General features: G+C 73.7%; 20 protein-coding genes. 12 read left to right on the top strand and 8 right to left on the bottom strand.

What is annotated here, in order from left to right; translation table 11 throughout:
* Window positions 1-60: 60 nt before the first annotated feature.
* The 3 genes from ACFCZ1_RS37000 to ACFCZ1_RS36990 are packed head-to-tail and all read right to left on the bottom strand — an operon-like array spanning window position 61 to window position 3,870.
* Window positions 61-1,305 carry an ATP-grasp domain-containing protein gene (locus ACFCZ1_RS37000; protein ID WP_376682696.1) on the bottom strand — a complete coding sequence of 415 codons (1,245 nt, stop codon included), beginning with the start codon at window positions 1,303-1,305 and terminating at the stop codon, window positions 61-63.
* Between the two features lie 13 nt (window positions 1,306-1,318).
* Complete coding sequence (locus tag ACFCZ1_RS36995) at window positions 1,319-2,551, bottom strand: ATP-grasp domain-containing protein (RefSeq protein WP_376682695.1); 1,233 nt, start codon at window positions 2,549-2,551, stop codon at window positions 1,319-1,321.
* Between the two features lie 35 nt (window positions 2,552-2,586).
* Complete coding sequence (locus tag ACFCZ1_RS36990; protein WP_376682694.1) at window positions 2,587-3,870, bottom strand: MFS transporter; 1,284 nt, start codon at window positions 3,868-3,870, stop codon at window positions 2,587-2,589.
* A 316-nt stretch (window positions 3,871-4,186) separates the two neighbouring features.
* Here ACFCZ1_RS36990 and ACFCZ1_RS36985 point away from each other — a divergent pair, with 316 nt between their 5' ends.
* From ACFCZ1_RS36985 to ACFCZ1_RS36940, 10 genes are all read left to right on the top strand, one after another.
* Complete coding sequence (locus tag ACFCZ1_RS36985) at window positions 4,187-5,059, top strand: TauD/TfdA dioxygenase family protein (RefSeq protein WP_376682693.1); 873 nt, start codon at window positions 4,187-4,189, stop codon at window positions 5,057-5,059.
* A gap of 32 nt (window positions 5,060-5,091) precedes the next feature.
* Window positions 5,092-5,886, top strand: coding sequence for an HpcH/HpaI aldolase/citrate lyase family protein (locus ACFCZ1_RS36980; RefSeq protein ID WP_376682697.1), 795 nt, complete (start codon window positions 5,092-5,094; stop codon window positions 5,884-5,886).
* A 28-nt stretch (window positions 5,887-5,914) separates the two neighbouring features.
* A complete protein-coding gene (locus ACFCZ1_RS36975) occupies window positions 5,915-6,880 on the top strand; it encodes a PLP-dependent cysteine synthase family protein (RefSeq protein WP_376682692.1) in 966 nt (321 codons plus the stop codon).
* A 32-nt stretch (window positions 6,881-6,912) separates the two neighbouring features.
* A complete protein-coding gene (gene asnB, locus ACFCZ1_RS36970; protein ID WP_376682691.1) occupies window positions 6,913-8,742 on the top strand; it encodes an asparagine synthase (glutamine-hydrolyzing) in 1,830 nt (609 codons plus the stop codon).
* Window positions 8,739-9,800, top strand: coding sequence for a PrpF domain-containing protein (locus tag ACFCZ1_RS36965; RefSeq protein WP_376682690.1), 1,062 nt, complete (start codon window positions 8,739-8,741; stop codon window positions 9,798-9,800). Before asnB ends, ACFCZ1_RS36965 begins: the two co-directional genes overlap by 4 nt.
* Window positions 9,797-10,897, top strand: a complete 1,101-nt coding sequence (locus ACFCZ1_RS36960) for an acyl-CoA dehydrogenase family protein (protein WP_376682689.1) — start codon at window positions 9,797-9,799, stop codon at window positions 10,895-10,897. The genes ACFCZ1_RS36965 and ACFCZ1_RS36960 overlap by 4 nt, the downstream gene beginning before the upstream one ends.
* Complete coding sequence (locus tag ACFCZ1_RS36955) at window positions 10,885-12,291, top strand: dihydroorotase family protein (RefSeq protein ID WP_376682688.1); 1,407 nt, start codon at window positions 10,885-10,887, stop codon at window positions 12,289-12,291. The genes ACFCZ1_RS36960 and ACFCZ1_RS36955 overlap by 13 nt, the downstream gene beginning before the upstream one ends.
* 15 nt (window positions 12,292-12,306) lie before the next feature.
* On the top strand, window positions 12,307-14,124 hold the full coding sequence (locus ACFCZ1_RS36950; RefSeq protein WP_376682687.1) for an NAD(P)H-dependent oxidoreductase: 1,818 nt from the start codon (window positions 12,307-12,309) through the stop codon (window positions 14,122-14,124).
* Window positions 14,125-14,156: 32 nt separating this feature from the next.
* Window positions 14,157-14,663, top strand: a complete 507-nt coding sequence (locus ACFCZ1_RS36945; protein WP_376682686.1) for a hypothetical protein — start codon at window positions 14,157-14,159, stop codon at window positions 14,661-14,663.
* Window positions 14,664-14,777: 114 nt separating this feature from the next.
* On the top strand, window positions 14,778-15,806 hold the full coding sequence (locus ACFCZ1_RS36940; RefSeq protein WP_376682685.1) for a hypothetical protein: 1,029 nt from the start codon (window positions 14,778-14,780) through the stop codon (window positions 15,804-15,806).
* 9 nt (window positions 15,807-15,815) lie between these two features.
* Here ACFCZ1_RS36940 and ACFCZ1_RS36935 read toward each other — a convergent pair whose 3' ends face one another.
* The 5 genes from ACFCZ1_RS36935 to ACFCZ1_RS36915 are packed head-to-tail and all read right to left on the bottom strand — an operon-like array spanning window position 15,816 to window position 21,910.
* Entirely contained in the window at window positions 15,816-16,970 is a 1,155-nt protein-coding gene (locus tag ACFCZ1_RS36935) for a beta-ketoacyl synthase N-terminal-like domain-containing protein (protein ID WP_376682684.1), read from the bottom strand.
* Window positions 16,967-18,337 carry a class I adenylate-forming enzyme family protein gene (locus ACFCZ1_RS36930; protein WP_376682683.1) on the bottom strand — a complete coding sequence of 457 codons (1,371 nt, stop codon included), beginning with the start codon at window positions 18,335-18,337 and terminating at the stop codon, window positions 16,967-16,969. Before ACFCZ1_RS36930 ends, ACFCZ1_RS36935 begins: the two co-directional genes overlap by 4 nt.
* Window positions 18,334-20,046, bottom strand: coding sequence for a thiamine pyrophosphate-binding protein (locus ACFCZ1_RS36925; RefSeq protein WP_376682682.1), 1,713 nt, complete (start codon window positions 20,044-20,046; stop codon window positions 18,334-18,336). Before ACFCZ1_RS36925 ends, ACFCZ1_RS36930 begins: the two co-directional genes overlap by 4 nt.
* A gap of 26 nt (window positions 20,047-20,072) precedes the next feature.
* Window positions 20,073-20,693 carry a hypothetical protein gene (locus ACFCZ1_RS36920; RefSeq protein WP_376682681.1) on the bottom strand — a complete coding sequence of 207 codons (621 nt, stop codon included), beginning with the start codon at window positions 20,691-20,693 and terminating at the stop codon, window positions 20,073-20,075.
* Window positions 20,690-21,910 (bottom strand): aldehyde dehydrogenase family protein, encoded by a 1,221-nt coding sequence (locus ACFCZ1_RS36915; protein ID WP_376682680.1) that lies wholly within the window; start codon window positions 21,908-21,910, stop codon window positions 20,690-20,692. Before ACFCZ1_RS36915 ends, ACFCZ1_RS36920 begins: the two co-directional genes overlap by 4 nt.
* A 345-nt stretch (window positions 21,911-22,255) precedes the next feature.
* Between ACFCZ1_RS36915 and ACFCZ1_RS36910 the strand changes: the two genes are divergently transcribed.
* Together ACFCZ1_RS36910 and ACFCZ1_RS36905 are read left to right on the top strand one after the other, a co-directional pair.
* On the top strand, window positions 22,256-23,200 hold the full coding sequence (locus ACFCZ1_RS36910; RefSeq protein WP_376682679.1) for a GNAT family N-acetyltransferase: 945 nt from the start codon (window positions 22,256-22,258) through the stop codon (window positions 23,198-23,200).
* A 154-nt stretch (window positions 23,201-23,354) separates the two neighbouring features.
* Window positions 23,355-23,614: S-adenosylmethionine synthetase N-terminal domain-containing protein (locus ACFCZ1_RS36905; RefSeq protein WP_376682678.1), on the top strand; the 260-nt coding region annotated here is incomplete at its 3' end.

Genomic DNA, 23,614 nt, shown 5'->3' with positions numbered 1-23,614 from the left:
GGCCGGCCCCCGCGGGGGCCGGCCCGGACGTTCTCACCACCAGTGGCCGGCAGGCCTTCCTCAGGCGGCCGCCGGCTCGATGTCGATGCGGATCTCCTCACGGGCCAGACGCTCGCACAGTTCGACCGCGCTGTCGGTGTCGGTCGCGCGCACCGCGACACAGCCGAGCCGGTCCCAGTTGTCGCGCAGCGGCCGCACGGTGTCGCCCGGAGCCACGGACACCTGGGCGACCAGTACGTCGGACCGGTCGGCGACCTCCTCGACGCCGGACACCGACACGACGGTGCCGGGAGTGCGCAGAACGAATCGGGCGCACGCGGCACCCGTGGCGTCGGGGGCCACCGCCAGCGCCTCGGTCAGGCCGACCGCCCAGGCCGCGCCGTAGGCGACCATGTCGATCCCGTAGGCGGCCTCGACCAGCTCGACGATGTGGTCCCCGCCCAGCCGGTTGTGGGACTCGATGACGACAGGACCGCGGCTGCTGAGGCGGATCTCGGTGTGGCTGGGCCCGTCGGTCACCCCCATGCCGGTCAGGAACGCCTCGACGGCCCCCGTGATCCTGTCACGGTCGGCGGCCGGGAGCCGTGCGGGCACGGCGTGGCCGAGCTCGGCGAAATGGGACTCGTCCACGAGCTTCTCCGTCACGGCGACGATCACGTGCCGGCCCGCGAAGCTGAGCGCCTCGACGCTGAACTCGGGTCCGTCGATGTACGACTCCATCAGGAATCCGTCCACCACGAACATGGTCGAACCCCGGTCGGTGCGCCCGCCGTCCAGCTCCTTCACGCGCGCCCACACGCGGTCCAGGTCCTCGGAGCTCTCGGCACGGATCAGCCCGAACCCCGCCGTCGTGGAGACCGGCTTGACGATGAAGGGGAATCCGGCCAGCTCGCCGAAGGCGTCCAGCGACTCCCTGCCCTCGACCCGGGCGCAGTGCGGGGCGGGCAGCCCCTGGGCGATGAGGTGGCGCCGCATCAGCCACTTGTCGCGCATCCGGCGGCTCACCTCGTAGCGCCGGCCGTCGCTCAGGCCGAACAGGTCCGCCAGCCGGGCCGCCGGGTTCAGCCCGGGCTCCGTCAGCGAGACCACCGCGTCGACGCCGTACACCGTGCGGGCCGCCTCGGCGAAGGGCAGGACGGTGTCCCAGTCGGTGTAGTCGACGATCAGGGTCACATCGGCGGTCCGCGTCTGGAAGGCGGTGACCTTGTCGGGGTGCTGGACGAGGACGACGCGCACACCGAGTGCCTTGAAGCGCTCCAGATGGACGTCGACCCCGCCGATCAGCAGGACGGTACGGGTACTCAACGGATGGTTCCCTTCAGGTGGCGAGGACGGTTTCCCGGACGACGACCCGCAGCTGCTCCCGTACGGAGGCGATCCGTTCGGCCGCCTCCTGCGGTGAGGCACCGTCGACCACCACGTACCCGTGCCGGGTGAAGGAGTCGGTGGTGCGCGGCAGCTGGTCGCCGGGCCGGAACGGAAAGTGCAGGGCGTGCACGTAGGGCAGGGCGCCGGCCGCCTCCAGCCCCGTGACCGACTCCAGCCGGCCGGGCGGGAAGCGGAAGAAGCCGATGGACGCGGTCCGCCCGGCGGCCGGCACGGCGACCGGTTCGCCGGCCAGTGCGCGGAAGACGGACGCCTCGATGTCGTAGCCGGTGGCCACTTCGACCAGCAGCGGGATGCGGTCGCCGCCCAGGCGGGCCTGGGACTCCACGATCCGCGGGCCGTCGGCGGTGAGGATCACCTCGGTGTGGGCGGGGCCGAACCGGTACCCGGCCAGGTCCAGCAGTCCCGTGGCCACGGTGCGGATCGCGCTCTCCTCGGCCGTGGACAGCGGGGCGGGGTGGACGTGCCCGGTCTCGACGAAGCCGGGGGGACCGTCCGTGTGCTTGGCGGTGACACCGACGACGTGGTGGACGCCGTCCACGGTGAGGGTCTCGACACTGAACTCGGGCCCCTCCAGGTACTCCTCCACGACGAAGGGGCCGTCGAGCCCGGCGCCGCGTACCCGCGCCGCCCACTCCTCGAGGTCGGTCGGCTCCCGGACCAGGGCCACGCCCCGGCTGCCCGACGCCCCCGACGGCTTCACGATCACCCGCTGCCCGAAGCGGCCGACGACGTCGGCGACGGCGTCCACGGACCGCGCCTCTTCGGCCCGCACCACGCTGAGCCCGGCCGCGTCGAGGAGCCGGCGCATGGCCGCCTTGTCGTTGAGCCGGTGCACCGCGACGGCGCTGTTGGGCGCCAGGCCGAGTTCCTCGGCCGCCTCGGCGGCCACCCCCATCGTCTCCTCGGCCCCCAGGTGCAGGACGCGGCCGATGCCGTGCTCACGGGCGGTCTCGACGATCAGTTCGCGCAGGCCGCGGGCGTCGTCGAAATCGGTGAGCAGCAGTTCCTCGGAGTGCAGCGCGACCTCGTCCAGGTACGCCTGCTCCCGCCGGGAGGGGTCCCAGATCGACCAGACGGTGAACCCGGCCTCCACCGCCTTGCGGACGAGCTGGCTGTAGGGCATCACCATCAGGAGCCGGTCGGCAGCGGCGGGGTGCGTCATCGGGGTGGACTCCGTTCACGGTTCTCGGGGAGGGATCAGGTGGCCGCGGAAGCGGCCGGAGCCTGCTGCCGGGCCTCGTCCGCCTGCCGTGCGGCGCGCACCCGCAGGAGGGAGCGGTACACGAGGACGGCGGCGGTGCCGGCACCCGCGTAGAGCAGGCTCATCACCAGCGGCGGGACGAATGCGCCGAGGGTCACGCACAGGGACGCGATGACCAGGGCGATGCGGGCGTTGAGGGCGTACACCGCCATGTACTTGGTGCGCGCGGCGGGATCGACGAGGTCGGCCAGCAGCGCCTGCCGGATGGGGATCGAGGCGATCTCGCCGAGGGTGAGCACGAGGGCCGCGACGATCAGCACCCACCCGGTGTTGCTGACGGCCCAGACCATGTAGCCGGCGGTGAAGACGCCGATGCCCGCGTACAGCCGGGCCCGGTCCGAGATGCGGCTCAGCAGGCTCCCGGCGAACAGCACCAGCGCCACCACCAGGGCGGCGTTGAGCGCGCGCAGGATGCCCAGCATCGCCACCCCGTCCACGCGCGGCCCCGTCCACGACCCGATCGCGGCCAGGGCCTGCTCCGGGAAGTCCGCGGAGAGCCGGATGGCGATGTAGTAGCCGATCTGCATCTCGACGGCGGCGATCAGCACGGCTGCCGCCAGCATCCGAAGGAAGATCCGGTCCCGCGCCACGGCCAGGTAGCCGCGCAGCATCGCCGGGACGCCGGTGGCCGCCTCCTTGCCCGTGCGGGGCGCCGTCTCACTGATCCAGCGCCACACCACCGCGGTGGTGGCCGCGCACAGCAGGGCCGCCCCGGTGAGCAGCTGGGTGAAGTGGCCGTCGTAGAGGAAGCCGCCGAGGAGCGCGCCGGTGGTGAACGCGAGGTTCACCGACCAGTAGTTGATCGTGTAGACGAGCGGCCGGTTCTCCGGCGTCGAGACGTCGATCATCATCGCGTCGGCGGCGGGCGTCGCCACCTGCGAGAAGCAGGTGTTGGCCAGGAACAGCACGAAGGTCGCCCAGCCCGAGGAACACCAGGGCGAGTTGACGAACGCGAGCAGCGCGAAGGAGACCGTCGCCCCGAGCTCGCCGGCGATCAGAAGGGGCCTGCGGCCGTAGACGTCGGCGAGGTGGCCGCCGGCGAAATTGGCGGCGATCCCGGACACCGCCACGGCGAGTGTGAGAAGGCCGGCCTGTGCGGCCCCGTACAGCGACGCGAGATGGATGACCACCAGGGGCATGAGCATGATGCCCAGCAGGCGCTGGATGAAGCCGACGCAGATACGGAGCCTGATGTTCGGGTGCAGCTGCCGGAAGCTCATCGGATCAGCAGGCCCTTTCTGAAGACGCGGATCCGAGATGACCACAGGCGTGAACGGAGCGACAAGGCGGACGCCGGGCAGGGGCGCGACTTGAACAAGTCCCCCCTGTCCGGGTGACGGAGCGACTTCGCCACACCGCCGAGTTGCTGAAGTCGTGGCGCTCGCAGATGGCTTGTTGCCGCTGTCCGAAGCCCGTGGTTGGCTCGGCGCGTCCTGTCCGGCCGGTCCCGTCCGACCGCCGCCGTACCCCTCCCGTGGCCGGGCGCCGTGCGCGCCGCCACGGGAGGGCGAAGGACCTCTGCCGCGCTCGGAAGGAATGCTGGTGTCCACGTTCGACATACGAAGGATCGGTGGCCGGATCGGCGCGGAGGTGACCGGCCTCGACCTTTCCACCGGCATTTCGGATGCCGTTTTCGGCCAGGTCAAAGAGGCGTTCCTGGAACACAAGGTGCTGTTCTTCCGGGACCAGGACATCACCGACGAGCAGCAGCTCGCATTCGCCGGACGCTTCGGCCCGCTCACCCGGAAGCACCCGATGATGCGCACCGTCGACGAGTACGGGACCGCGCAGGTGCTCGCCGTCGACGGTGAGGACCAGCGCGCCGACCACTGGCACACCGACATCAGCTTCACCACCACCCCCTCCCTCGGCACGACGCTGCGCAGCGTCGTGCTCCCGCCCTACGGCGGTGACACCCTGGTCGCCAACGCGGCCGCCGGGTACAAGGACCTGCCGCCCGAGCTGCGCCGGGTCGCCGACGGGCTGTGGGCGGTGCACACCAATCACGCGGAGCAGCCGCGGCTGGGCACCGAACGCGGCGACAAGGTCCGCGAGGCGTTCCTCGCGCGCCGGTTCGAGACCGCGCACCCGGTGGTGCGGGTCCACCCCGAGTCCGGCGAACCGAGCCTGTTCCTCGGCGGCTTCGCCCAGTGGCTGGTGGGCATGGACGTCCGCGAATCCCGCCCGATCCTCGACGTCCTCCAGGCGTACGTGCGGCGGCCGGAGAACACCGCCCGCTGGACCTGGCGCCCGGGCGACGTCCTGATCTTCGACAACCGCAGCACACAGCACTACGCCGTCAACGACTACGGCTCCCACAAGCGGGTGCTGCACCGCGTCTCCATGAACGGCGAGGTGCCCGTCGGCCTCGACGGCAAGCAGAGCTACGCCATCAAGGAGGGCGAGTGAGCACGCCCGCCGCCCCCGTGCCCGCCGCCCCCGTGCCCGCCGCCCCCGTGCCCGCCGCCCCCGGCCCGGCCGGTTTCGCCCGCAGGCTGCGCGGGCGCGAACGGCTCGTCGGCTACTGGATCGCCTGCGACAACCCGGTCGGTACCGAGCGCATCGCCGGCCTCGGCTACGACTACATCGGCGTGGACGGACAGCACGGCGTCATGCACCAGCCCGGCTGGCAGGCGGCCATGCTCGCCGTCGACTCCCGGCAGCGTGCCGCGGGCCTCATCCGTGTGCCCTCGGCCGACCCGGTCGCCATCGGCACGGCGCTCGACACCGGTGCCCGCGGGGTCATCGTCCCGATGGTCGACACCGCCGAACAGACCCGGACCGCCGTACGCGCCTGCCGCCACCACCCGGCCGGCACCCGCAGCCTCGCCGGGCCCGTGCGCGCCGAACTCCGGCTGGGCGCCGTACCCGCCGAGATCGACGACGAGGTCGTCTGCATCGTGATGATCGAGACGGCCGCCGCCCTGGAGAACCTCGACGCCATCTGCGCCACCCCGGGTCTCGACGCGGTCTACGTCGGCCCCGCGGACCTGTCGGCGGCCCTCGGGGCCCGCTACTTCGGCGACCCGTCGGCGGCCGGTGACCTGGAGGCCGCACTGGAACGCATCACCGACACCGCCCGCCGGGCCGGCATCGCCTGCGGCATCCACTGCCTGGACGGGGAGAGCGCCGCCAAGCGGCTGGCCGGGGGGTTCACGTTCGCCACCGTCTCCAGCGACATCACCCACCTTCAGCAGGCGGCCGCCGCGCACCTGGCCGCCGCGAAGCCGGCCTGACCGGTCCATGAGACTTCTTGGGGGAGCAGTGACGACGCAGACGCGGTCCACGGCCGAGGCCGGACGGCTGCCCGCCAGATCGCCCGCCAGCTCGCTCGACGAACTGGTCGGCGGCACACCACTGCTGGAGGTCGCCCTGCCGGGGCTGGCCCCTTCCGTGCGGCTCCTGGCCAAGCTGGAGATGTTCAACCCGCTCTCCAGCGTCAAGGACCGGGCCGCGCTCGCGATGCTGCGCGACGCCGAGGGCAGGGGGCTGCTGCCCCCGGCCGGAGGCACCGTCATCGAATGCTCCTCCGGCAGCACCGGCATCTCGCTCGCGGCGCTGTGCGCCCGGCGCGGCCACCGCTGCGTGATCGTCATGCCCGACAACGCGAGCGAGGAACGGCGCCTCCTGCTGGCCGCGCTCGGAGCCGAGGTGGTCCTCGTACCGCACCGCGACGGGCTGATGGCCGCCTGGGCGCACGCCGAGGAACTGCAGCGGGCCACGCCCGGCTCGTGGGTACCGCACCAGGACCGCAACCGGGCGAACGCGCAGGCCCACTACGACAGCACCGCCCCGGAGATCTGGGAGGCCACCGGGGGCGCGGTCGACGTACTGGTGTGCGGGGTCGGCACCGGGGGCACCCTCAGCGGCACCGCCCGCTACCTCAAGGAACGCCGGGACGTCCACGTCGTCGCCGTCGAACCGGCGCGTTCCCCGGTCATGTCCGGCGGCGAGGCGGGCCCGCACGGCATTCCCGGCATCGGCGCCGGATACGTCTCGGACATCACCGACCTCACCCTCGTCGACGAGGTCGTCGCCGTGCCGGACGGGGCGGCGGCCGCCACGGCCCGCGAGATCGTACGTGCCACCGGTCTCCCGGTCGGCGTCTCCTCGGGAGCCGCCGCCTGGGCGAGCCGCAGCGTCAGCGCGCATCCGCGCTGGGCGGGCGCGACGGTGGTCACGGTCTTCCCCGACAGCGGCGAGCGCTACCTGTCCGCGGCACGCGGCTGACCCGTCGTCCCCTCACGGAAGGACAGTCAGAAATGTGCCGGATCTACGGCTACTTCAACGCGGAGGCGTCGCCGCACGAGATGCGCGCCGTCGCCGCGCTCCAGCGCCACGGCGGCCCCGACGCGACCGGCATCCGCCAGGCACCCGCCTGGGGCCTGGGAAGCAACCGGCTCGCCGTGGTCGACCTGGACGGCGGCCGCCAGCCCTACGGCCTGGACGGCCTGATCCAGGTCGTCTTCAACGGAGAGATCTACAACCACGGAGCGCTGCGCCACCGCCTCGAAGGCCTCGGCCACTCCTTCGACGACCGCTGTGACGGCGCCGTCATCCCCGCCCTGTACCTGGAGTACGGGGACGACTTCACCGAGCACCTCGACGGCATGTACTCCATCGCCCTGGTGGACCTGCGCGGTGAGCGGCCCCGACTGCTGCTGGCCACCGACGAGATCGGCATGAAGCCCCTCTACTACCGGTGGGACCAGGCGGCCCGCTCACTGCACTTCTCCTCCGAGATCCCCGCGCTGCTCGGCTTCGCCGGGCCCGGCCCCCGGATCCGCGAGGCCGCCCTGGACGCGTACCTCGCCACGCGCACGCCGTTCGGCGGGCAGACGATGTTCGAGGGCATCGAGGTCATGGCACCGGCGACGACGATGGTGTGCACGCCGGGCGCGGTGCCGCACAGCAGGCGCCGCCCCGCCGCCGAACTGCCCCCGCCCGGTGCCGGTGACGGGGCCGCCACCGCCGTGCGGGTCCGCCGCGCCCTGCGCGAGGAGGTCGGCCGGCTGCTGGTGGCCGATGTGCCCGTCGCCCTGATCACCTCCGGCGGGCTCGACTCCAGCCTGGTGACCGCCCTGGCCGCCGAGCACGGTCCCGTGCACTCCTTCAACATCGCCTACAAGGGCGTCTGGCCGTTCGACGAACGGCATTTCGCCCGCCAGGCGGCCGAGCGCGCGAGGGCCGCGTACCACCAGGTGGAGATCGACCCGGCCGACTTCCCGGCGCTGCTGGAGGAGACGGTGTGGCACCTGGGGCAGCCCAACGCCGACCCCATCGCCCTCAGCACCTACGCCCTGTTCCGGGCCGTCCGCGCGGCGGGCTTCACCGTGGCGCTGACCGGGGACGCCGCCGACGAGGTGTTCGGCGGATACGGACGGATGCGGCAGGCCGCCGAGGCCGCCGCGGCCGGCGCCGACTGGGCGCCCGACTACCTCGACGCGCTGTCCGCCGTCCCGGCCGCCGTGCGCCGGTGCCTGTACACCGACGCCTTCCGCGACCGGCTGCGCGAGGCCCCGGCTCTGCCGCCCGAGGCGGAGCACGACCTGCTGCACGGCCCCGGCACGGTGCTGGAGCGCATCACCCGGTTCGAGATCGGCCACCGGCTGCCCGCCTACCACCTGCGCCGCGTCGACCACCTGAGCATGGCCGGCTCGATCGAGGTGCGCCTGCCGTTCTGCCAGCGCTCCGTCGTCACCCTCGGCCGCTCACTGCCCGACCGGCTGCGGCTGCACGGCGGGCAGGTCAAACGGACCCTGTACGCGGCCGCCGCCGGGCTGCTGCCCGACAGCGTGCTCAACCGGCCCAAGCAGCCCTTCACCCTTCCGATCACCGCGATGCTGCGGCCCGGGCAGCCCCTGTGGACGCAGGCACGGGACCTGCTCACACCCGCCCGGCTCGCCGCCGACGGACGGCTCGACGTCGCCGCCGTCCGAGCCCTGTTCGAGGAACAGGCCGAACGGCCGGGCGACACCTCGGCGCTGGCCCTGTGGTCGCTGCTCGTGCACGAGGTCTGGCGCGAACAGTTCCGCCCGGCCCGCACCCCGGCGGCGCCGGCCAAGGCCCTGCACACGGCGGTGGCCGCGTGATCGGCCACCTCGCGTACGCCGAGGGCAGCCCCTGCCCCACCTTCGTGCTCGACGCCGCCCGGCTTCCGCACGAAGAGGGAGCACTGATGGTCCACCTCGCCGAGGCCCGGCGCTACCTCGCCTCCGCGGGCGGCGCGCACGTGCTGAAGATCGCGCTGGTGGAGCCGTCCGCCCATCCGATGTTCGACCTCGACTACCGGTTCGTGCAGGCCCTGCCGGGTGCGCCCGACCGGTTCGACCTGCGGGGCTCCTGCGGCCACTCGATCCTGTCTGCGGTCGTCGCCGCGGCCCGCTCCGGGATGCTGGAGCGTCTCGTGCCGGGTGTCCGGATCCGCGTGAACGTCCTCAACAACGGCGACGGCGTGGTGTGCGAGGTCGACCGGGTCGAGCGCGAGGAGGTCCGCTTCACGGTCACCTTCGTGCAGCCCCGGCCGGTTCCCCTCGGCCGGCTGCTGCCCACCGGCCGGCCCCGCACGGCGCTCGACGTCGGCGGAGCGCGCCACGAGGTGTCCATGGTGTCGAGCGCCAACGCCTATGCCTTCGTCGACGCCCGGACCCTCGGCATCCCGGACACCGCGGCCCTGTTCGACGCCGGGGACGACCTGCTGGCCCGCCTGGAGCGGCTCCGCGGCGCCGCCGCCGGCCGGCTGGGCTGGCACCGGGACGGGGCCTTCCCCAAAATCGCCGCGATCCTCCCGGGCGAGGACGGGAGCATCTGCGCCCGCGCCGTGACCGTGCCCGGCTGGCACCCGACGATCGCCCTGACCGGTGCCGTGTGCCTGGGCACCGCCGTCCGCATCCCGCACACCGTGCCCTGGCGGATCGCCCGCGAATCGGGCGCTCCGGACGGCCTGGTGGACATCGTCACCAGCGGCGGCCGCACCGCCGTCGCGGCCGTGACCGCGGCGCCCGGCGGGAGCGGCGGGGACGGCGCCCTGCTGTGGGCGAGCGTCGCGGACAAACGCGTCACCTTCCAGGGCTCGTTCGTCCTGGCACCCCTGAGTCATCTGCAATTCGAGGAGGTCGCCCAATGCCTGGCGCTGTCGGGAGCCGCATGAAACCAGAGCTCGGACCCGAGCTGGCCACGCGGCTGCGCGAGTCCGCCGAGAAGGCCGCGGCGGCCGGCGAGCCGGACCGCGAGGCCCTCTCGGTGCTGCGCGCCAGCGGGTTGCTGGCCACAGCCGTGCCCCGCGCCCATGGAGGCGCGGGCGGGGACGGAGCCGAGGTCAACCGGGTCGTCTGCGAGATCGCCGCCGTCAATCCGTCGGCGGCGATCATCGCGTTCCAACACTTCGCGGTGAGCGCCCGGATCGCGGAATGGGGCACCGAGGCACAGAAGCTGAGGGTGCTGCCGCGCCTGGCCGACGGCAGCCTCCTGGCCGCCTCGTCATGGAGCGAGAACGGCGCGGGGGCGGCGAAGCAGAACCTGGCCAGCACGGGCGTACGCGGCCCCGGCGGAGACTGGGTGCTCAACGGCGCGAAGACGTTCACCACGGGCGCCGCGGTCGCCGACCTGTACCTGGTGCTGGTGCGGACCGGCGCCGAAGCCGGTCCGCAGAGCGCGTACGGCGCCGCCGGCCAGACCTTCTTCCTGGTCGGTGCGGACAATCCGGGGCTCGTCCCGGACCTCGGCCTGGACCTGGCCGGGATGCGCGGATCCGCGACCGGGCTCGTCGCCCTCGACGGCTGCGTCGTGCCGGACGAGGACCGGCTGGGCCCCGAAGGGAACGCGGCCTCGGTCATCGCGGGCGTGCGCGAGACCGGGGCGACCCTCGGCGCGGTCTCGGCCGGCATCGCCCAGGCCGCTTTCGACCTCGCCCTGACCCACGCCCGCTCGCGCGGGCTGCTGGAGCTGGGAGCCGTCCGCCACCGGCTCGTCGCGCTGGCCACCCGGCTGGAGAGCGTACGCGCGACGGTGGAGCGGGCCGGTGCCCGCACCGCCGCCGACCCGGGCCTGGCCACCCTGCACAGCAAACTGCACGCTGCCGCTGCCGCCGAGGAGATCTGCCTCGACGTCGCGCGGATGCTCGGCTCGGCCGGATACGTCGCGGGTTCGGCCGCGGACCGGCTGCTCGCGGACGCCCGCGCGGTGGGGCTGATGGGGCCCACCAACGACCTGTGCCGGGAACTGGTGGCGATGTCGTGGACCGCCTGACGCCCGCCGCCCCCGCGGCCCCCGAACTCGTCGTCAGCGGCCGCCGCCTGGTGACTCCCCGGGGCGTACGCGCCGGGCACCTCCTCATCCGGGGCGGCCGGATCACCGCCGTCGCGGACACCGACACCGCCCCCGCCGGCGCCGAGCGCATCGACGCGGGCGACCACTACGTCCTGCCCGGCCTCATCGACACCCACGTGCACTTCCGCACTCCCGGCCTGACCCACAAGGAGGACTGGGAACACGGCAGCCGCGCTGCCGTCCGCGGCGGCGTCACCACGGTGATGGACATGCCGAACACGCGGCCGCCGACGCTCGACGCCGAGGCGGTGCTGGCCAAGGCGAGCCTCGTGGACGGGCATTCGCTCGTGGACTACCGCTTCCACATCGGCCTCGACCCCGACCACCCCGAACGCCTCGCCCGCCTGGACCCGGCCGTCGCCACCAGCGCCAAGATCTTCATGGCGGGCCACCACACCGCCCCCACCGTGGTGCGCGACCCCGCGCAGCTGGAGAAGGCCTTCGCCGCCGCCGCGGAGGGCGGTGTCCAGCTCGTCCTGCACGCCGAGGACGAGGGACTCTTCGCGCTGCTCGACGCGTGGTGGGGGGAACCCGGCAGCTACCTGGACTACGAGGCCCGCCGACCGCGCACCGGAGGCATCGTCGCCGTCGCGAAGATCATCGAACTGGTGCGGCGGTACGGGACCCGGGCTCACATCCTGCACCTGTCCAGCGCGGAGGAGGCGGACCTGGTCTGTGCGGCACAGGCGGCCGGCCACCCCGTCACCTTCGAAGTCACCGGCCACCACCTGTCGTTCACCGACGAGGACACCCGACGCCTGGGCGCCCGCACCCGGCTGTCCCCCTCCATCCGCGGCCGGGGCGACCAGGACAGGCTGTGGCGGGCCCTGTGGGCGGGCCAGGCCGCCACACTGGGCAGCGACCACGCCCCGCACACCGTCGCCGAGAAGACGAGCACGCCCGCGCTGTCGCCGCCCGGACTCCCCGGGGTCCAGGAACTCGCCGTCGCCGTGTGGACCGGCATGCGCCGGCACCGGCCCGGCGAGGACCCGGACACGGCGATCGCCCGCCTGGCGCACCACATGGCAGCCGTACCCGCCGAGCTGTTCCGGCTGCCCGGCAAGGGCCGCCTGGAACCGGGCGCCGACGCCGACCTCGTCCTCTTCGCGCCCGACACGCCCTGGATGCTCTCCGCCCACGACGTGGAGAGCAAGTGCGGCTGGTCGGCGTACGAGGGCTGGACCTTCACCGGCCGCGTCGAACGGACCCTGCGCGCGGGCCGCACCGTGTGGAACGCGGCCACCGGGTCCTTCGGGGCGTACGACGGCCGGCTTCTGCGGGCGGCTCCCGCACCCACCAGACAGGAGAGCTGAAGCATGGTCAAGAAGATGTCAGTCGTAATCGCCGGCGGTGGCATCGGCGGCCTGGCCACGGCCGTCGCACTGGGCAGCCGCGGCATCGACGTCACCGTCGTCGAACGGTCGGGGCGGGTGGGCACCCAGGGGTCCGGCCTGATGCTGTATCCCAACGGGGTACGGGCGGTGGACGCCCTCGGGACCCAGCTGGGAGCACGCATCCGGTCGCTCGGCCACGTCACCCGGCCCGACGAGGTCCGGACCCTGATGGACGCCTCGGGCACCGTCCTCGCCCAGGAGCCGATCGGCGCGATGGGCGAGGAACTGGGCGCCCCCCAGATCCCGATGCTCCGCAGCGCCCTGCAGCGGGCACTGCTCGACGAGGCGCTCTCCGCGGGCGCCGTCGTGATGCCCGCCACCGCCGTCGAGGACTACACCCAGGCCGACGACGCCGTCAGCGTCCTGCTGTCCGACGGCAAGGTGCTCGGCTGCAGCGCGCTGGTGGGCGCGGACGGGATCCACTCGGCCGTGCGGCGCCGCATGCTCGGGGACGGGCCCGCGCAGTACCGCGGCTACACCTCCGTGCGCGGCCGCACCAAGGGATCCGTACTGGGCCGGCGCTCCTGCGTCGTCAACGGGCGCGGCATCCAGCTCTTCATCGCCCCCGTCGGCGGGGACACCCTGTACTGGACGGCCAAGATCACCTCACCGGCGGGGGTCTGGCCCGCGAAGGGCCCGGTCCGCGCCCAGGAGGACCTGGCCGCCGCCCTGGACGGATGGCACGCCCCCGTCGTCGCCCTGATCCGCGACGCGGATCCCTACGACATCGTGGTGACCGACATCCACGACCGCGACCCGGCACCACGCTGGGTCGACGGCCGAGTTGCCCTGCTCGGCGACGCGGCCCACCCGATGGTCCCGGCCCTCGGCCAGGGCGCCAACATGGCTCTGGAGGACGCCGTCGTACTCGCCGACACCCTGGCCGTGCACGAGGACACGCCCGCCGCCCTCCTCGCCTACCAGCGCGAGCGCCTGGAGCGGACGGCCGCCGTGGTGCTCAAGTCCCGGCGCCAGGGCGCCCTGGACCAGGGGGCCGACCAGGCCGAGGAAGAGCAGCGCAACGCCCGGGTGAAGGCCGCGGGCCGCAAGGACACCGAAACGGCCGACATCCTCGGCTGGCGCCCGCTGGCCAGACGGTGCGAACGGCACCCCGCGCCGGCCGTGGTCGACCTGAAGGAGCGGGTACGGGAGGAGTTCCCCACCGTGGACGCACCGCACATCGTCCTCATCAGCGGGTCCCTGCGCAGGGGGTCCACATCGGACCGCGTGGCCGACTGGTGCGCGCAGCGCTGCGCCGAACAGGGGGCGACCACCCGCGTCTTCTGCGGCGCGGACATCGACTTCCCCGCCTACCGCCCCGGGCTGGGCGCTGCCTGGCCCGACGTTCAGGACTTCCTGGACGAACTGCGCCGGGCCGACGGCGTCGTCCTGGTCTCCCCGACCTACCACGGCACCGTCTCCGGCCTGCTGAAGAACGCCGTCGACTACATCAACGACCTGGACGGGCCGACCCCCTACCTCGAAGGGCGTGCCATCGGCTGTGTGGCCGTCGGCGCCGGAGCACAGGGCGCCGTCTCCACCCTGGCCACGCTGCGCACCATCGGCCACGCGGTGCGCGCCTGGCCCACCCCCGTCGGGGTGGCCGTCTCCGCGGCGCCGGCGCCCCTGCCGGCCGGCGAGCCGGCGTCCACACCCGACGGGGAACGCCTCGTGCAGATGGTCTCCCAGCTCATGTGGATGGGCCGGGTGCGCGTGGCCCAGCGGCCCGCCCTCCTGGGCGCCGCGGCCTGACCCCCACCACAGAAGGAACAAGGAGCAGCACCATGTCCGCAGCATCCGCGTCCGAGAACGCCTACCACGAGCTCCCGAGCCGGCTCGGCCCGGTCTGGCGCGACGCGAACGTCCGCACCGGCCCCTCCCTGGACAGCCCGGTCGTCCAGCTCCTGCTGCCCGACGCCGCCGTCGACCACCGGGCCGAGGGATGGCAGCTCGGCGACGAGGTGGTCGAGGGCGAGCACCGGGACGGCGTGATCGTCAGCTCCGTCTGGTTCAAGCTCGACGGCGGCTGGTCCAGCGCCGTCAACTTCGAACCGGAAACGGTGTCGAAGGTCCTCGAAGACGCCGTCCGAATAGAAGGGGTACCGACCGGGTCCGCCCTCAGCCGGGGCCTGCACGCACGCATCGTCGCCGAGACCGGCGCCGCCGCCCCGTCCACCGATGACGCCGTCGAGTTCGAGGAGTGGCTCGAAGCCGTCAAGGTCTCCCACGAGGAGCTCTACGCCGGCGTCGCCGCCGAGATCGAGTCCCACATCATGACGAAGGGCTTCTGAACGGCCGCAGGTTCGCGAGGGACGCCCGGGACGCCGACCCGGGCGTCCCGGCACCGACAGGCCGAGGCCGAGGCCGAAGACGAGGAACGCCAAACCGAAGGGCCCCGCCGCGCGATGACCACGGGATTCCCCTACCTGGGCGCCGGACCCGACGCGATCGAATCCCTCGCGCAGACCCGGATCTCCTGCTGGGTCCACTGCCTGCGCGACGCGCTGTACGCCACCGGGCTGCGCGAGACCGCCCGCGCCCTGGCCCAGCCCGTGGACTTCGTCATCGAGCGCACCGCGACCGGCGAACTGCTCACCGTCTACGGCGGCCTCGACGCCGACTACCACCACCCGCGTTTCCAGCGAGGTCTCAGCGCCCGCTGGGAAACCTCCCCGCACCACGAGGAACAGGCACTCGACCTGGTCCACCGGGAGCTGGCCCGCGGCCACGCCGTGCCCGTCTCCCCGGATCTGCGGGGCATGCGGCACTCGGAGTTCTACCGCATCCCCCACACCGGCTACCCCCACACCCTCCTCGTGCACGAGGTCGGCCCGCACACCGCCCGGGCCGCCGACCGCAACACCCGTGCGAGCAGCGGCTTCACCGACAACAGGGGCACCGTTCCCACGGACGAGCTGCGCCGGGGCATGGCCGGAGCGCCCGTCCTGGTGTGGGACACCGGGCCGCCCGACGCCGACTGGGCCGACGAGCTGCACCGGCTGCTGGAGTGCTCCGTACAGCGCATGACCCGGCCTGGCCGGGCCGAGGCGGGCCTCGCCGGCCTGCTGGCCCTGCCCGGCGTACTGGAGGAACTTCAGCAGCATCCCGGCCGCGCCCGCCTGCTCCGGCTGCGCGTCGCCGGTCCGCTGCAGCGCCAGGTCGCCGGGGACCGCCTGCTCCTCGCCCGCATCCTCGCCGGCGACACCCTGCTGCGGGAGCGCGGTCCGCGCACGGCGGCGCTGGCCGCCGAGTGCGCCGACCTGACACGCGCCTCCTCCGACGCCCTCGTGGACCTGGCCCGCGCTGTCTTCCTGCTCGGCCGCTCCTGGTCCGCCGAGGCCCTGCTGCTGTGCGCGCGACGCGCCGGCCGGGTCCACGCACTCGACGCCCTGGCGGCCGACCGGATGAGCGCCCTCGCCGCGACCCTGCGCTGAGCGCGCGACTCAGCGGCCGACGGCGGACACCACGAGCGCGGCGTTGTTGCCGCTGAACCCGAAGCTGTTGACGAGCGCGTGCTCCGCCCGCGGCGCGCAGACGGCGTCGGTGACGGGCACGATTCCGTCCGGGACCTCCAGTGGGCTGCGCAGACCCGGCGTCCCCGGCACCCAGGCCTCCCGGAGGAAGGCCGAGGCGGCGACCACCCCGGGAAACGCGGACGCGTGCAGCAGATGACCCACGGCCCCCTTGTGGGAGCTCACCGGGACCGCGCCCCAGCCCAGGGCCCGGGACACCTCGCCGACGGCGGCCACCTCCGCAGCGTCCCCCTGGAGCGTTCCCGTCGCATGGGCGTGGACGTAGTCGATGCGCCGCACACCCGCGTCCTCCAGCGCCGCCAGCATGCAGTCCCGGATCACCCCGGGCTCCGAAGCCACCGCGTGGGTGGAGCCGACCAGGCAGGCGGCGCCGCTCAGCAGGGCCTGGGGCCGGTGGCCCCGGTCGAGGGCGGCCGCCCGCGTCTCCAGGACGAACGCCCCGCCCCCCTCCCCCACGGTCAGGCCGTCCCGCCCGGTGTCGAACGGCCGCGCGCCCGCCGGACTCAGCGTCCTCACCACGTCCATGCTGGCGTACTCGTACGGATTGAGCGCGCTCGCGCCCACCACCAGCGCCGTCGTCCCCAGACCGGACAGCAGCCACTCGCGGGCGAACACGGCGCCGAAGGCGGCGGACGCGCACGCGTGCGACAGATGGACCACCGCCGCCTCGCCCGGCGCACTCCCGCACGCCGCGAGGAGCGGGTCCGGGTCGGGACCCGTGACGTCCCGGCCGCGCCCCGGCGCCTGTGGTGAGGACGGGTCCGCGGACAGCTCCAGGGCCTGGGACACGATCACCACCAGGGCCCCCTGCGGCAGCCGTCGCAGACCCGCCGCGCGCAGCGCCTGCCGGGCCGCGCTCAGCGCGAGGCGTTCCTTGCGGAGCCCGGGAGCGGCCGGGCAGTCGACGGGCCGCACCGCCGCCACGGTCCTGCTGCGGAAGTCGCCCTCGAAGGCCGTCAGCGGGCCGAACGCCCGCGCTCCGCGCCGCAGCCCGTCCCAGAACGCCCCGGGCCCGCAGCCCAGCGCCGTCACCAGACCCGTCCCGGCCAGCGCCAGGGCCGTCATGCCGCCGCCTCCCCCGCCGCCCAGGCCCGCAGCCGCACCCGGTCGTGCTTGCCGCTCCCCGTGCGCGGCAGCGAGGTGAGGACGCGTACCGTACGCGGCCTGATCTGCGGGGGCAGAGCGCGCCGGCAGACCTCGACGACCCGTCCCGCCACCCCGCTGCGGTCCCCGTCCGCACTCTCGACGAACACCCACACCACATCGCCGCGGTCCCCACCGCGGACCCCGACCACCGCGGCGTCCCGCACACCGGCCGCCGTGCGCACCGCGTCCTCCACCACGGTGGGCGCGACCGTCTCGCCGTGGACGACCAGCACCTCCTTGATCCTCCCGCTGACGGTCAGCCACCCGCCGTCCGTCAGGCGCCCGGTGTCACCGGTGCGGAGCCAGCCGTCATCGGTGAAGGCCTCCCGGGAGAGCTCGCCGGACTCCGCGCCGAGATATCCGAGCATCAGGCTCGGACTGCTGACCTGTATCTCTCCGGCAGGGCCGGCGATCCGGGCCCGCACACCGTCGAGAAGCCGCCCGGCCGCCCCCCGGCGCACGTCGCCCGGAGCGTTGAGGGCGACATTCGGCCCCGCCTCGCTCAGCCCGTACCCGTCGTGCAGCGCGCCCCCCGTGACGCGCAGGAACTCGTCGTACAGCGCCTCGGTCAGCACGTCCCCGCCGCACCCGCGGATCCGCAGGGAGCCCAGCAGCCGTGCCACGTCCCGGTCCTTGACGGCCTCGGCGGCCAGCATCCGGTACATCGAGGGGACACCGTCCAGGGAGGTGGCCGCCGCCCCGTCGAGCAGCGACAGGACCCGCCGCAGGTGGAAGCCGCTCTCGGCGAACAGGTGGGCCCCGGTGGCACGCCAGACCTGGAGCACGCTGAACCCGTAGGCATGACGCAACGGCAGCGGCAGCACCAGCCCGTCGCGCGGCGTGACCCCCATCCGCCGCCCCGTCGCGGCGCCCTGATGGAGGAGGGCGGAGCGGGGGACGGCCACCGCCTTCGGATCCCCGGAACTGCCCGAGGTCCAGAACACCGCGGCGGTCTCCTCCGGCAGGGCCACCGCGGGCCCGGGGCCCGCCGGACCCACCACCGGCTCCCCGCCCGCCCCGCAGGTGATCACGGCGGCGGGCGCGATCCGGCGCACCGGCGCGGCGCCATCAAGCAGCAGGGGCGCCCCCACGAGCTCGGCGGCCACCGCCGAGGCCGCCGCCGTCAGCGGATGGTCGCAGGCCAGCGCGGCCCCCCGGCCCGGCCCGGCCCCGGCCGCCGCCAGGGCCGCGGCCGTACGGGAGACCAGGCGGGCCAGATACCGGGGTGCGACGGGCTCACCGTCCACGGTCAGCGGCGGCAGAGCGCCCCCCGCGGCCCCGCTCACGCCGCTTCCTTCGCTTCGGCCCCGTCGCCGAACAGGCCCCGCACGCCCACCGGGACGTCCGTGTCACGGACCGGCACGGTGATCACGGCCGTGCGACCCTCCCGGTTGGCGGCCCTGGCCCGCGCCAGTGCCGGGACGAGCTCCGCCGCCGTGGTGCACCGCGCGGTCAGACCACCGGCCGCCGCCACCGCCGCCTGTACGTGACCGGGGGCCGTGAACCGGGTCAGGCCGTCGGGCGCGCCCTCCCCGGCGCGCACGAAGCGCGGCCAGCCGTAGCCGCCGTTGTCCAGCACGAGCACGGTGATCCCCAGGCCCTGTTCGACGGCCGTCGGCAGCGCGGCCAGACTCATCTCCAGCGCACCGTCCCCGCACACGAGGACGGTGTTCCGGTCCGGTGCGGCCAGCGCCGCGCCCACGGCCGCGGGCAGCCCGAAGCCCACCATCGTCTGCTCGCCGGGCGTGATGACATGGGCCGCGCCGCTGACGGACACCACGGGAAAGTGATAACCCCACATGTCGTGCAGGCCGTTCTCCTGCACCAGCGTCGCGTCCCGGGAGAAGACGTCCTGCACGGCGCGCAGCGCCGCCGACACGCTCAGCGCGTCCCCGGCCCCGTCCGCCGCAGCGCAGTACCGGGCGTGCATGTCCTCACGCACCGCGCGCACCCGGGCCAGGCGCGCCCGGCCGCGCTCCGTGGCGGCCACCGGCCGCTCCTCCAGTACGGCCGCCAGCTGCTCCACGACGACGCGGGCGTCACCGAGCAGGGCGACCTCGGGTTCCAGGGCGGTGAGGAAGACGGCCGGATCGATGTCGATGTGGACGAGCACCGCCTCGCCGAGGGAGTCCCAGCCCATCCGCGCCGTCTCCTCCAGCCGCGAGCCGACCGCGACGACCACGTCGGCGTCGGCGAGCAGCCCGTCGGCCGGGGGAGTGGTGTACAGCCCCACCAGTCCGCAGGCCAGCGGATGTTCCTCGTCCACGGTCCCGCGCCCGGCCGCCGTCGTGAAAACGGGCGAGCCCAGCAGCTCCGCGAGCCGCCGCACGGCCGGGCCGGCGCCCGAGGGCCTGCACCCGCCGCCCGCCACCACGACCGGCAGCCTGGCCGCGGTCAGGAGCCCGGCCGCGCGCCGCACCTCCTGCGGGTCGGCGCCCGCCAGGATGCGCTGCACGGCCGCGCGCCGACGCGGCTGCGGCGCCACCGACGGCAGGCGCAGCACCTCGTCGGCTATCTCCACGAGCACGATGCCCGGACTGCCGTTGACGGCCAGGTGCACCGCCCGCCGCAGCGCCCACAGCAGTTGCCCCTCCCGCTCCACCAGGAAGCTCCACTTGACCAGCGGGCCCGCCATGGCCGCCTGGTCCGTGTACTGGAAGCCGCCGCGCCCTATCCCGGCCACCGGCACCCTGGTGGTGACGACCAGCACCGGCGCGCCCAGCGAGGAGGCCTCCAGCATTCCGGTGAGGGCGTTGGCGAAGCTGGGACCCGAGTTGACGGCCAGCACAGCGGGCCGCCCGGAGACCGCCGCGTGCCCGATCGCCGCGCAGGCCGCGACCCGCTGGTCGCGTACGGCGACGACCCGCAGGTCCGCGTACGAACCGGCCGCGTCCATCAGGCCGGGCTCGTCCGAGGGAAGTCCGAAGACGGCATCGCATCCCGCGTCCGCGAGGGCTCGGGCGACGACGTGCCAGGGGGAGTGGTCGGTGGTCACAGTGCTCCTCGGAGGGTCGGTACGGATCAGCCGGTCCGGGCGATCTGGCGCAGGTACGCGCGGGCGACCGCGCTGCGCTCCCGGAGCACCGCGTCGACACCCGGCGGCACCGGAGGTGACGGGGGCGCGGGTGGCGGCGGGCCGTTCCGGCAGACCCGAGCGGCCACCGCCCAGAACGCCCCGGTGTCCGCGCGGCGCAGCACCTCGCAGACGTAGACGGCCGGAGCCCGGCCGGAGCCGGCCATCGCCCGGGCCAGGTCCACGGCGGCCTGCCCGTCCGAGTGCTCCGCGCCGAGGACGTAGCCGGGGCCCTGCCAGCCCGTGGCGGCGCTGAAGTGCTGGAGCAGTCCGGAGGGTTCGAGCGCCACGGAATCGCTGGGGCGCAGCCGCCTGCCGCGGTCGTCGTGGCGCGCGACGAACTGATCGGCGGCGTACACGCCGTAGTCGGTGGCCGCGAGGACCACGGGAACGCCCCGCCCGGCGCCCGGCACGGACGGATCGCACACCTGCGACAGCTCCGACAACGCCGCGCACACCGCGTCGGCGGCGTACGGGTCCGCGAGGAGGCGGCGCGCTCCCACGGCGGGCCGGGCGGGATCGCCCTGCTCGCGTCCGCGGACGACGGGCGGACTCAGTACGCAGGTCAAGGGCGGGCTCTGCGTCCGGCTTCGGCCGACAGCAGCAACGGGCGGCCGGCGGCCTTCCCCATCCGGCGGACGCCGCTGGCCCGCGGACCGTAGCCGCCGAACGGACGGTTGCCGTCTTCCACGTCGAAGGTGATGCGCTCCTGGCACACCACGCTCGTCGAGATGCGGGTCTGCGTCAGCGCCGGCTCGCCGAACACCGAGACGTACATGCCGCGCGCCGTCTCCTCGGGGGAGTGGAGCCACTGCCGGATCTGCCCCGCGTGCTCGTACTCCATGGTCAGGACGACGGGGGAGAAGAACTCCGGCGGGTGCAGGGCCCCTTGCCACGGCATGTGCAGCAGCGACGGCTCGACCGCGCCGCGCAGCGTGTCCACGCCGCCGCCCCGTACGACGGACTGCCGGTGGACGGCGAGGAACGCCGCCGCGCCGTCCACCGCGTCGGGATAGACCAGGGGAGCCACCCTCGTGGAAGCGGCGCGGCGGTCGCCGATGCGCACGTCCGCGAGCGAGTCGGCCAGGCGGGTCACGACCTCACCGGCCACCGAACGGTGGACGAAGACGATGTCGGTGCACAGGCAGTCCTGGCCCGAGTTGTAGAGGCGGGCCGCCAGCACGCTGCGGCAGGCCTCGTCCAGATCGGCTTCCGGGCCGACCACGACGGGATTGGGCCCCGACCCGAAGGCCAGCAGCAGTGCGTCGTCCGGCAGCCGCGCCGCGACGTCGGCGGCGTTCTCCGGCTGCCCGGTGAACACCACGGCGTCCGAGGAGGCGCAGTCGGCGAGGAAGGCCCGCTGGGACACCGGCGCCATCTCCACGAGGCCGCCGTGCGCGCGCACCGCCGGCCCGAGGATCTCGTGGACGGCCATCGCCGACCGGGCCACCCGCGCCGAGGGCCGGATCCGAATCTCATCGGTGTACAGGGAGGGAATGACCCCGAAGAGGACGTAGGAGTACAGCAGGTTGTTCGACGGAAGGAACGTCGCGAGCCGTCGGAGCCGTCCCGGGGAATTGCGCAGTATTTCCCAGGGGGCGCCCGAAAGCGCACGCAGCGACCGGAAGAATTCGTCCTCCGCGGCCTGCCGGGTGGCGACCCGGGTGAGGACGGACATCAATTCGCTGCGCCGGTCCAGCAGCGCGCCGGCCAGCGGCGGAACAACCTCGTCCAGCCCGTCCGCCGTGGTGCTGAACTGCTGTGCATCGATGACGTCGCTCTGCATCGCACACCCCTCCGGACGATGGCCATGACGTTCGGGCTCCCCTGGAGGGTCACCCCGGGCGGCCGGAATCCGCATCTCGCGGTGTGCTCTCTTTCGCCCGGTTTCCGGCAGGCGGACCGACTCCGGAAAACAGAACGTTCATTCGCGAAAATTCGTGGTCCGGGGCCCGTTCGCGCCGTTCCGGAGAGCATTCTCGGAGAACGCCGCTGCACCGGAGGGCCAGTAGCATCCGGAACTATCCGAACGCGGGTCCGATGAAAAGGAGTGACACGCAGTGTTTCCCGTGGAATACCGCTGGGGTGTCCTCCTTTCGGCGGCCGGCCTCAGGAAGGGGGTCCGATTCCCATGACTCTGCCCGAAAGCCTCGCCGTGAAGAGCGCGTCAGAGGTCCCGCTGGACAGCCTCGTCGACTTCGTGCGGTCCTACGAGGAGAGCATCACCGGCATCGCCTCGTACACCCGGGAGGACATCCTCCTGGAGACCGGCCACCCGGGCTACGACCCGCTCCACAACAGCTGGTGCCTGCTGCGCCCGCAGGGCGACGTCATGGCGTGGGCCGCGCTGACCGTACGCGGCGGCACGTCCCTGGACGGCGCGCTGACCGTGCTGCCCGGTGACGACGGCGACACCGCCGCGCGCGAACTGCTGGGGCGCCTGCTGCGGCGCACGGAGGAGCTGGACCGGGAGCACGGCTCGGAATCCGAGATCACCATCGGCGGTGTGCTGACGGGGGATCCGGTGGTTCCGCGCGTCCTGGAGGAGTCGGGGTTCCGCCGGCAGGCGAGCTTCACGCAGGCGGAGATAGACCTGACCTCCCCGCCGGTCGCGGCCGTCCTGCCCGAGGGGGCTCGCGTACGGCCGATCGGCACCACGCCGCAGGACGTGCGCGCCGTGTACCAACTGCACGTCCAGACACGGGCCAAGGGGACCCGGACGCTCGACTACGAGACCTTCCGCGCCCGGCTGGACCAGTTCGGTGTCGCGACGGAGGAGGGCGTCGGCATCGCCCTGCTCATCGAGATCGCCGGCCGGCCCGTGGGCCACGTCCTGGCGTATGCCGGAGACGGCCAGGGACGGATCGTCGACGTCGGTGTGTCGCCGGCCTCCCGGGGTCTGGGCATCGGCCTGGCCCTGGTCGTCACAGCCCTGGCAGGGCTCAGGGGCCTCGGCTGCCATCTGGCCCTGCTGGCTCTGGACTCCTCGCGGATCCAGGACCTGAACGGCTTGTACACGCTGCTCTCCGTGAAGGGTTCCCGCGCCGTCACGCACTACGTCAAGCGCCCGACCTGAGACCGTCCGTGCCGGTTCAGAAGGACACCGTAAGCATCGTCCGCGCCGCCCGGAACCGTCCACCGGAGTTCCGAAAGTATCCGGATCCCCAGGGATCAGCCGACACTCAGCCAAGTCTGGTGGAGGTCATGCAGAACAGGTCCGAGGAGAAGAAATGACCGTCCGTCTGTTCACGTCCGAGTCCGTGACCGAGGGCCACCCCGACAAGATCGCTGACCAGATCAGCGACACGATCCTCGACGCGCTCCTCACCGAGGACCCGACATCGCGTGTTGCCGTGGAGACCCTCATCACCACGGGTCTCGTGCACATCGCGGGTGAGGTGACGACGAAGGCGTACGCGCCGATCGCGCAGCTCGTCCGCGACAAGATCCTCGAGATCGGCTACGACTCCTCGAAGAAGGGCTTCGACGG

Source organism: Streptomyces sp. NPDC056224, from assembly GCF_042267665.1.
GTDB lineage: Bacteria > Actinomycetota > Actinomycetes > Streptomycetales > Streptomycetaceae > Streptomyces.
Note: the sequence above shows the minus strand (reverse complement) of the source record. Positions and strands in the feature narration are given on the sequence as shown.

What these genes read in the sequence shown, in the direction of transcription:
- ACFCZ1_RS36995 (WP_376682695.1), bottom strand. Translation starts at nt 2,551, where the DNA reads ATGACGCACCCCGCCGCTGCCGACCGGCTCCTGATGGTGATGCCCTAC.
- ACFCZ1_RS36990 (WP_376682694.1), bottom strand. Translation starts at nt 3,870, where the DNA reads ATGAGCTTCCGGCAGCTGCACCCGAACATCAGGCTCCGTATCTGCGTC.
- ACFCZ1_RS36985 (WP_376682693.1), top strand. Translation starts at nt 4,187, where the DNA reads ATGCTGGTGTCCACGTTCGACATACGAAGGATCGGTGGCCGGATCGGC.
- asnB (WP_376682691.1), top strand. Translation starts at nt 6,913, where the DNA reads ATGTGCCGGATCTACGGCTACTTCAACGCGGAGGCGTCGCCGCACGAG.
- ACFCZ1_RS36960 (WP_376682689.1), top strand. Translation starts at nt 9,797, where the DNA reads ATGAAACCAGAGCTCGGACCCGAGCTGGCCACGCGGCTGCGCGAGTCC.
- ACFCZ1_RS36950 (WP_376682687.1), top strand. Translation starts at nt 12,307, where the DNA reads ATGTCAGTCGTAATCGCCGGCGGTGGCATCGGCGGCCTGGCCACGGCC.
- ACFCZ1_RS36945 (WP_376682686.1), top strand. Translation starts at nt 14,157, where the DNA reads ATGTCCGCAGCATCCGCGTCCGAGAACGCCTACCACGAGCTCCCGAGC.
- ACFCZ1_RS36940 (WP_376682685.1), top strand. Translation starts at nt 14,778, where the DNA reads ATGACCACGGGATTCCCCTACCTGGGCGCCGGACCCGACGCGATCGAA.
- ACFCZ1_RS36935 (WP_376682684.1), bottom strand. Translation starts at nt 16,970, where the DNA reads ATGACGGCCCTGGCGCTGGCCGGGACGGGTCTGGTGACGGCGCTGGGC.
- ACFCZ1_RS36915 (WP_376682680.1), bottom strand. Translation starts at nt 21,910, where the DNA reads ATGCAGAGCGACGTCATCGATGCACAGCAGTTCAGCACCACGGCGGAC.
- ACFCZ1_RS36910 (WP_376682679.1), top strand. Translation starts at nt 22,256, where the DNA reads ATGACTCTGCCCGAAAGCCTCGCCGTGAAGAGCGCGTCAGAGGTCCCG.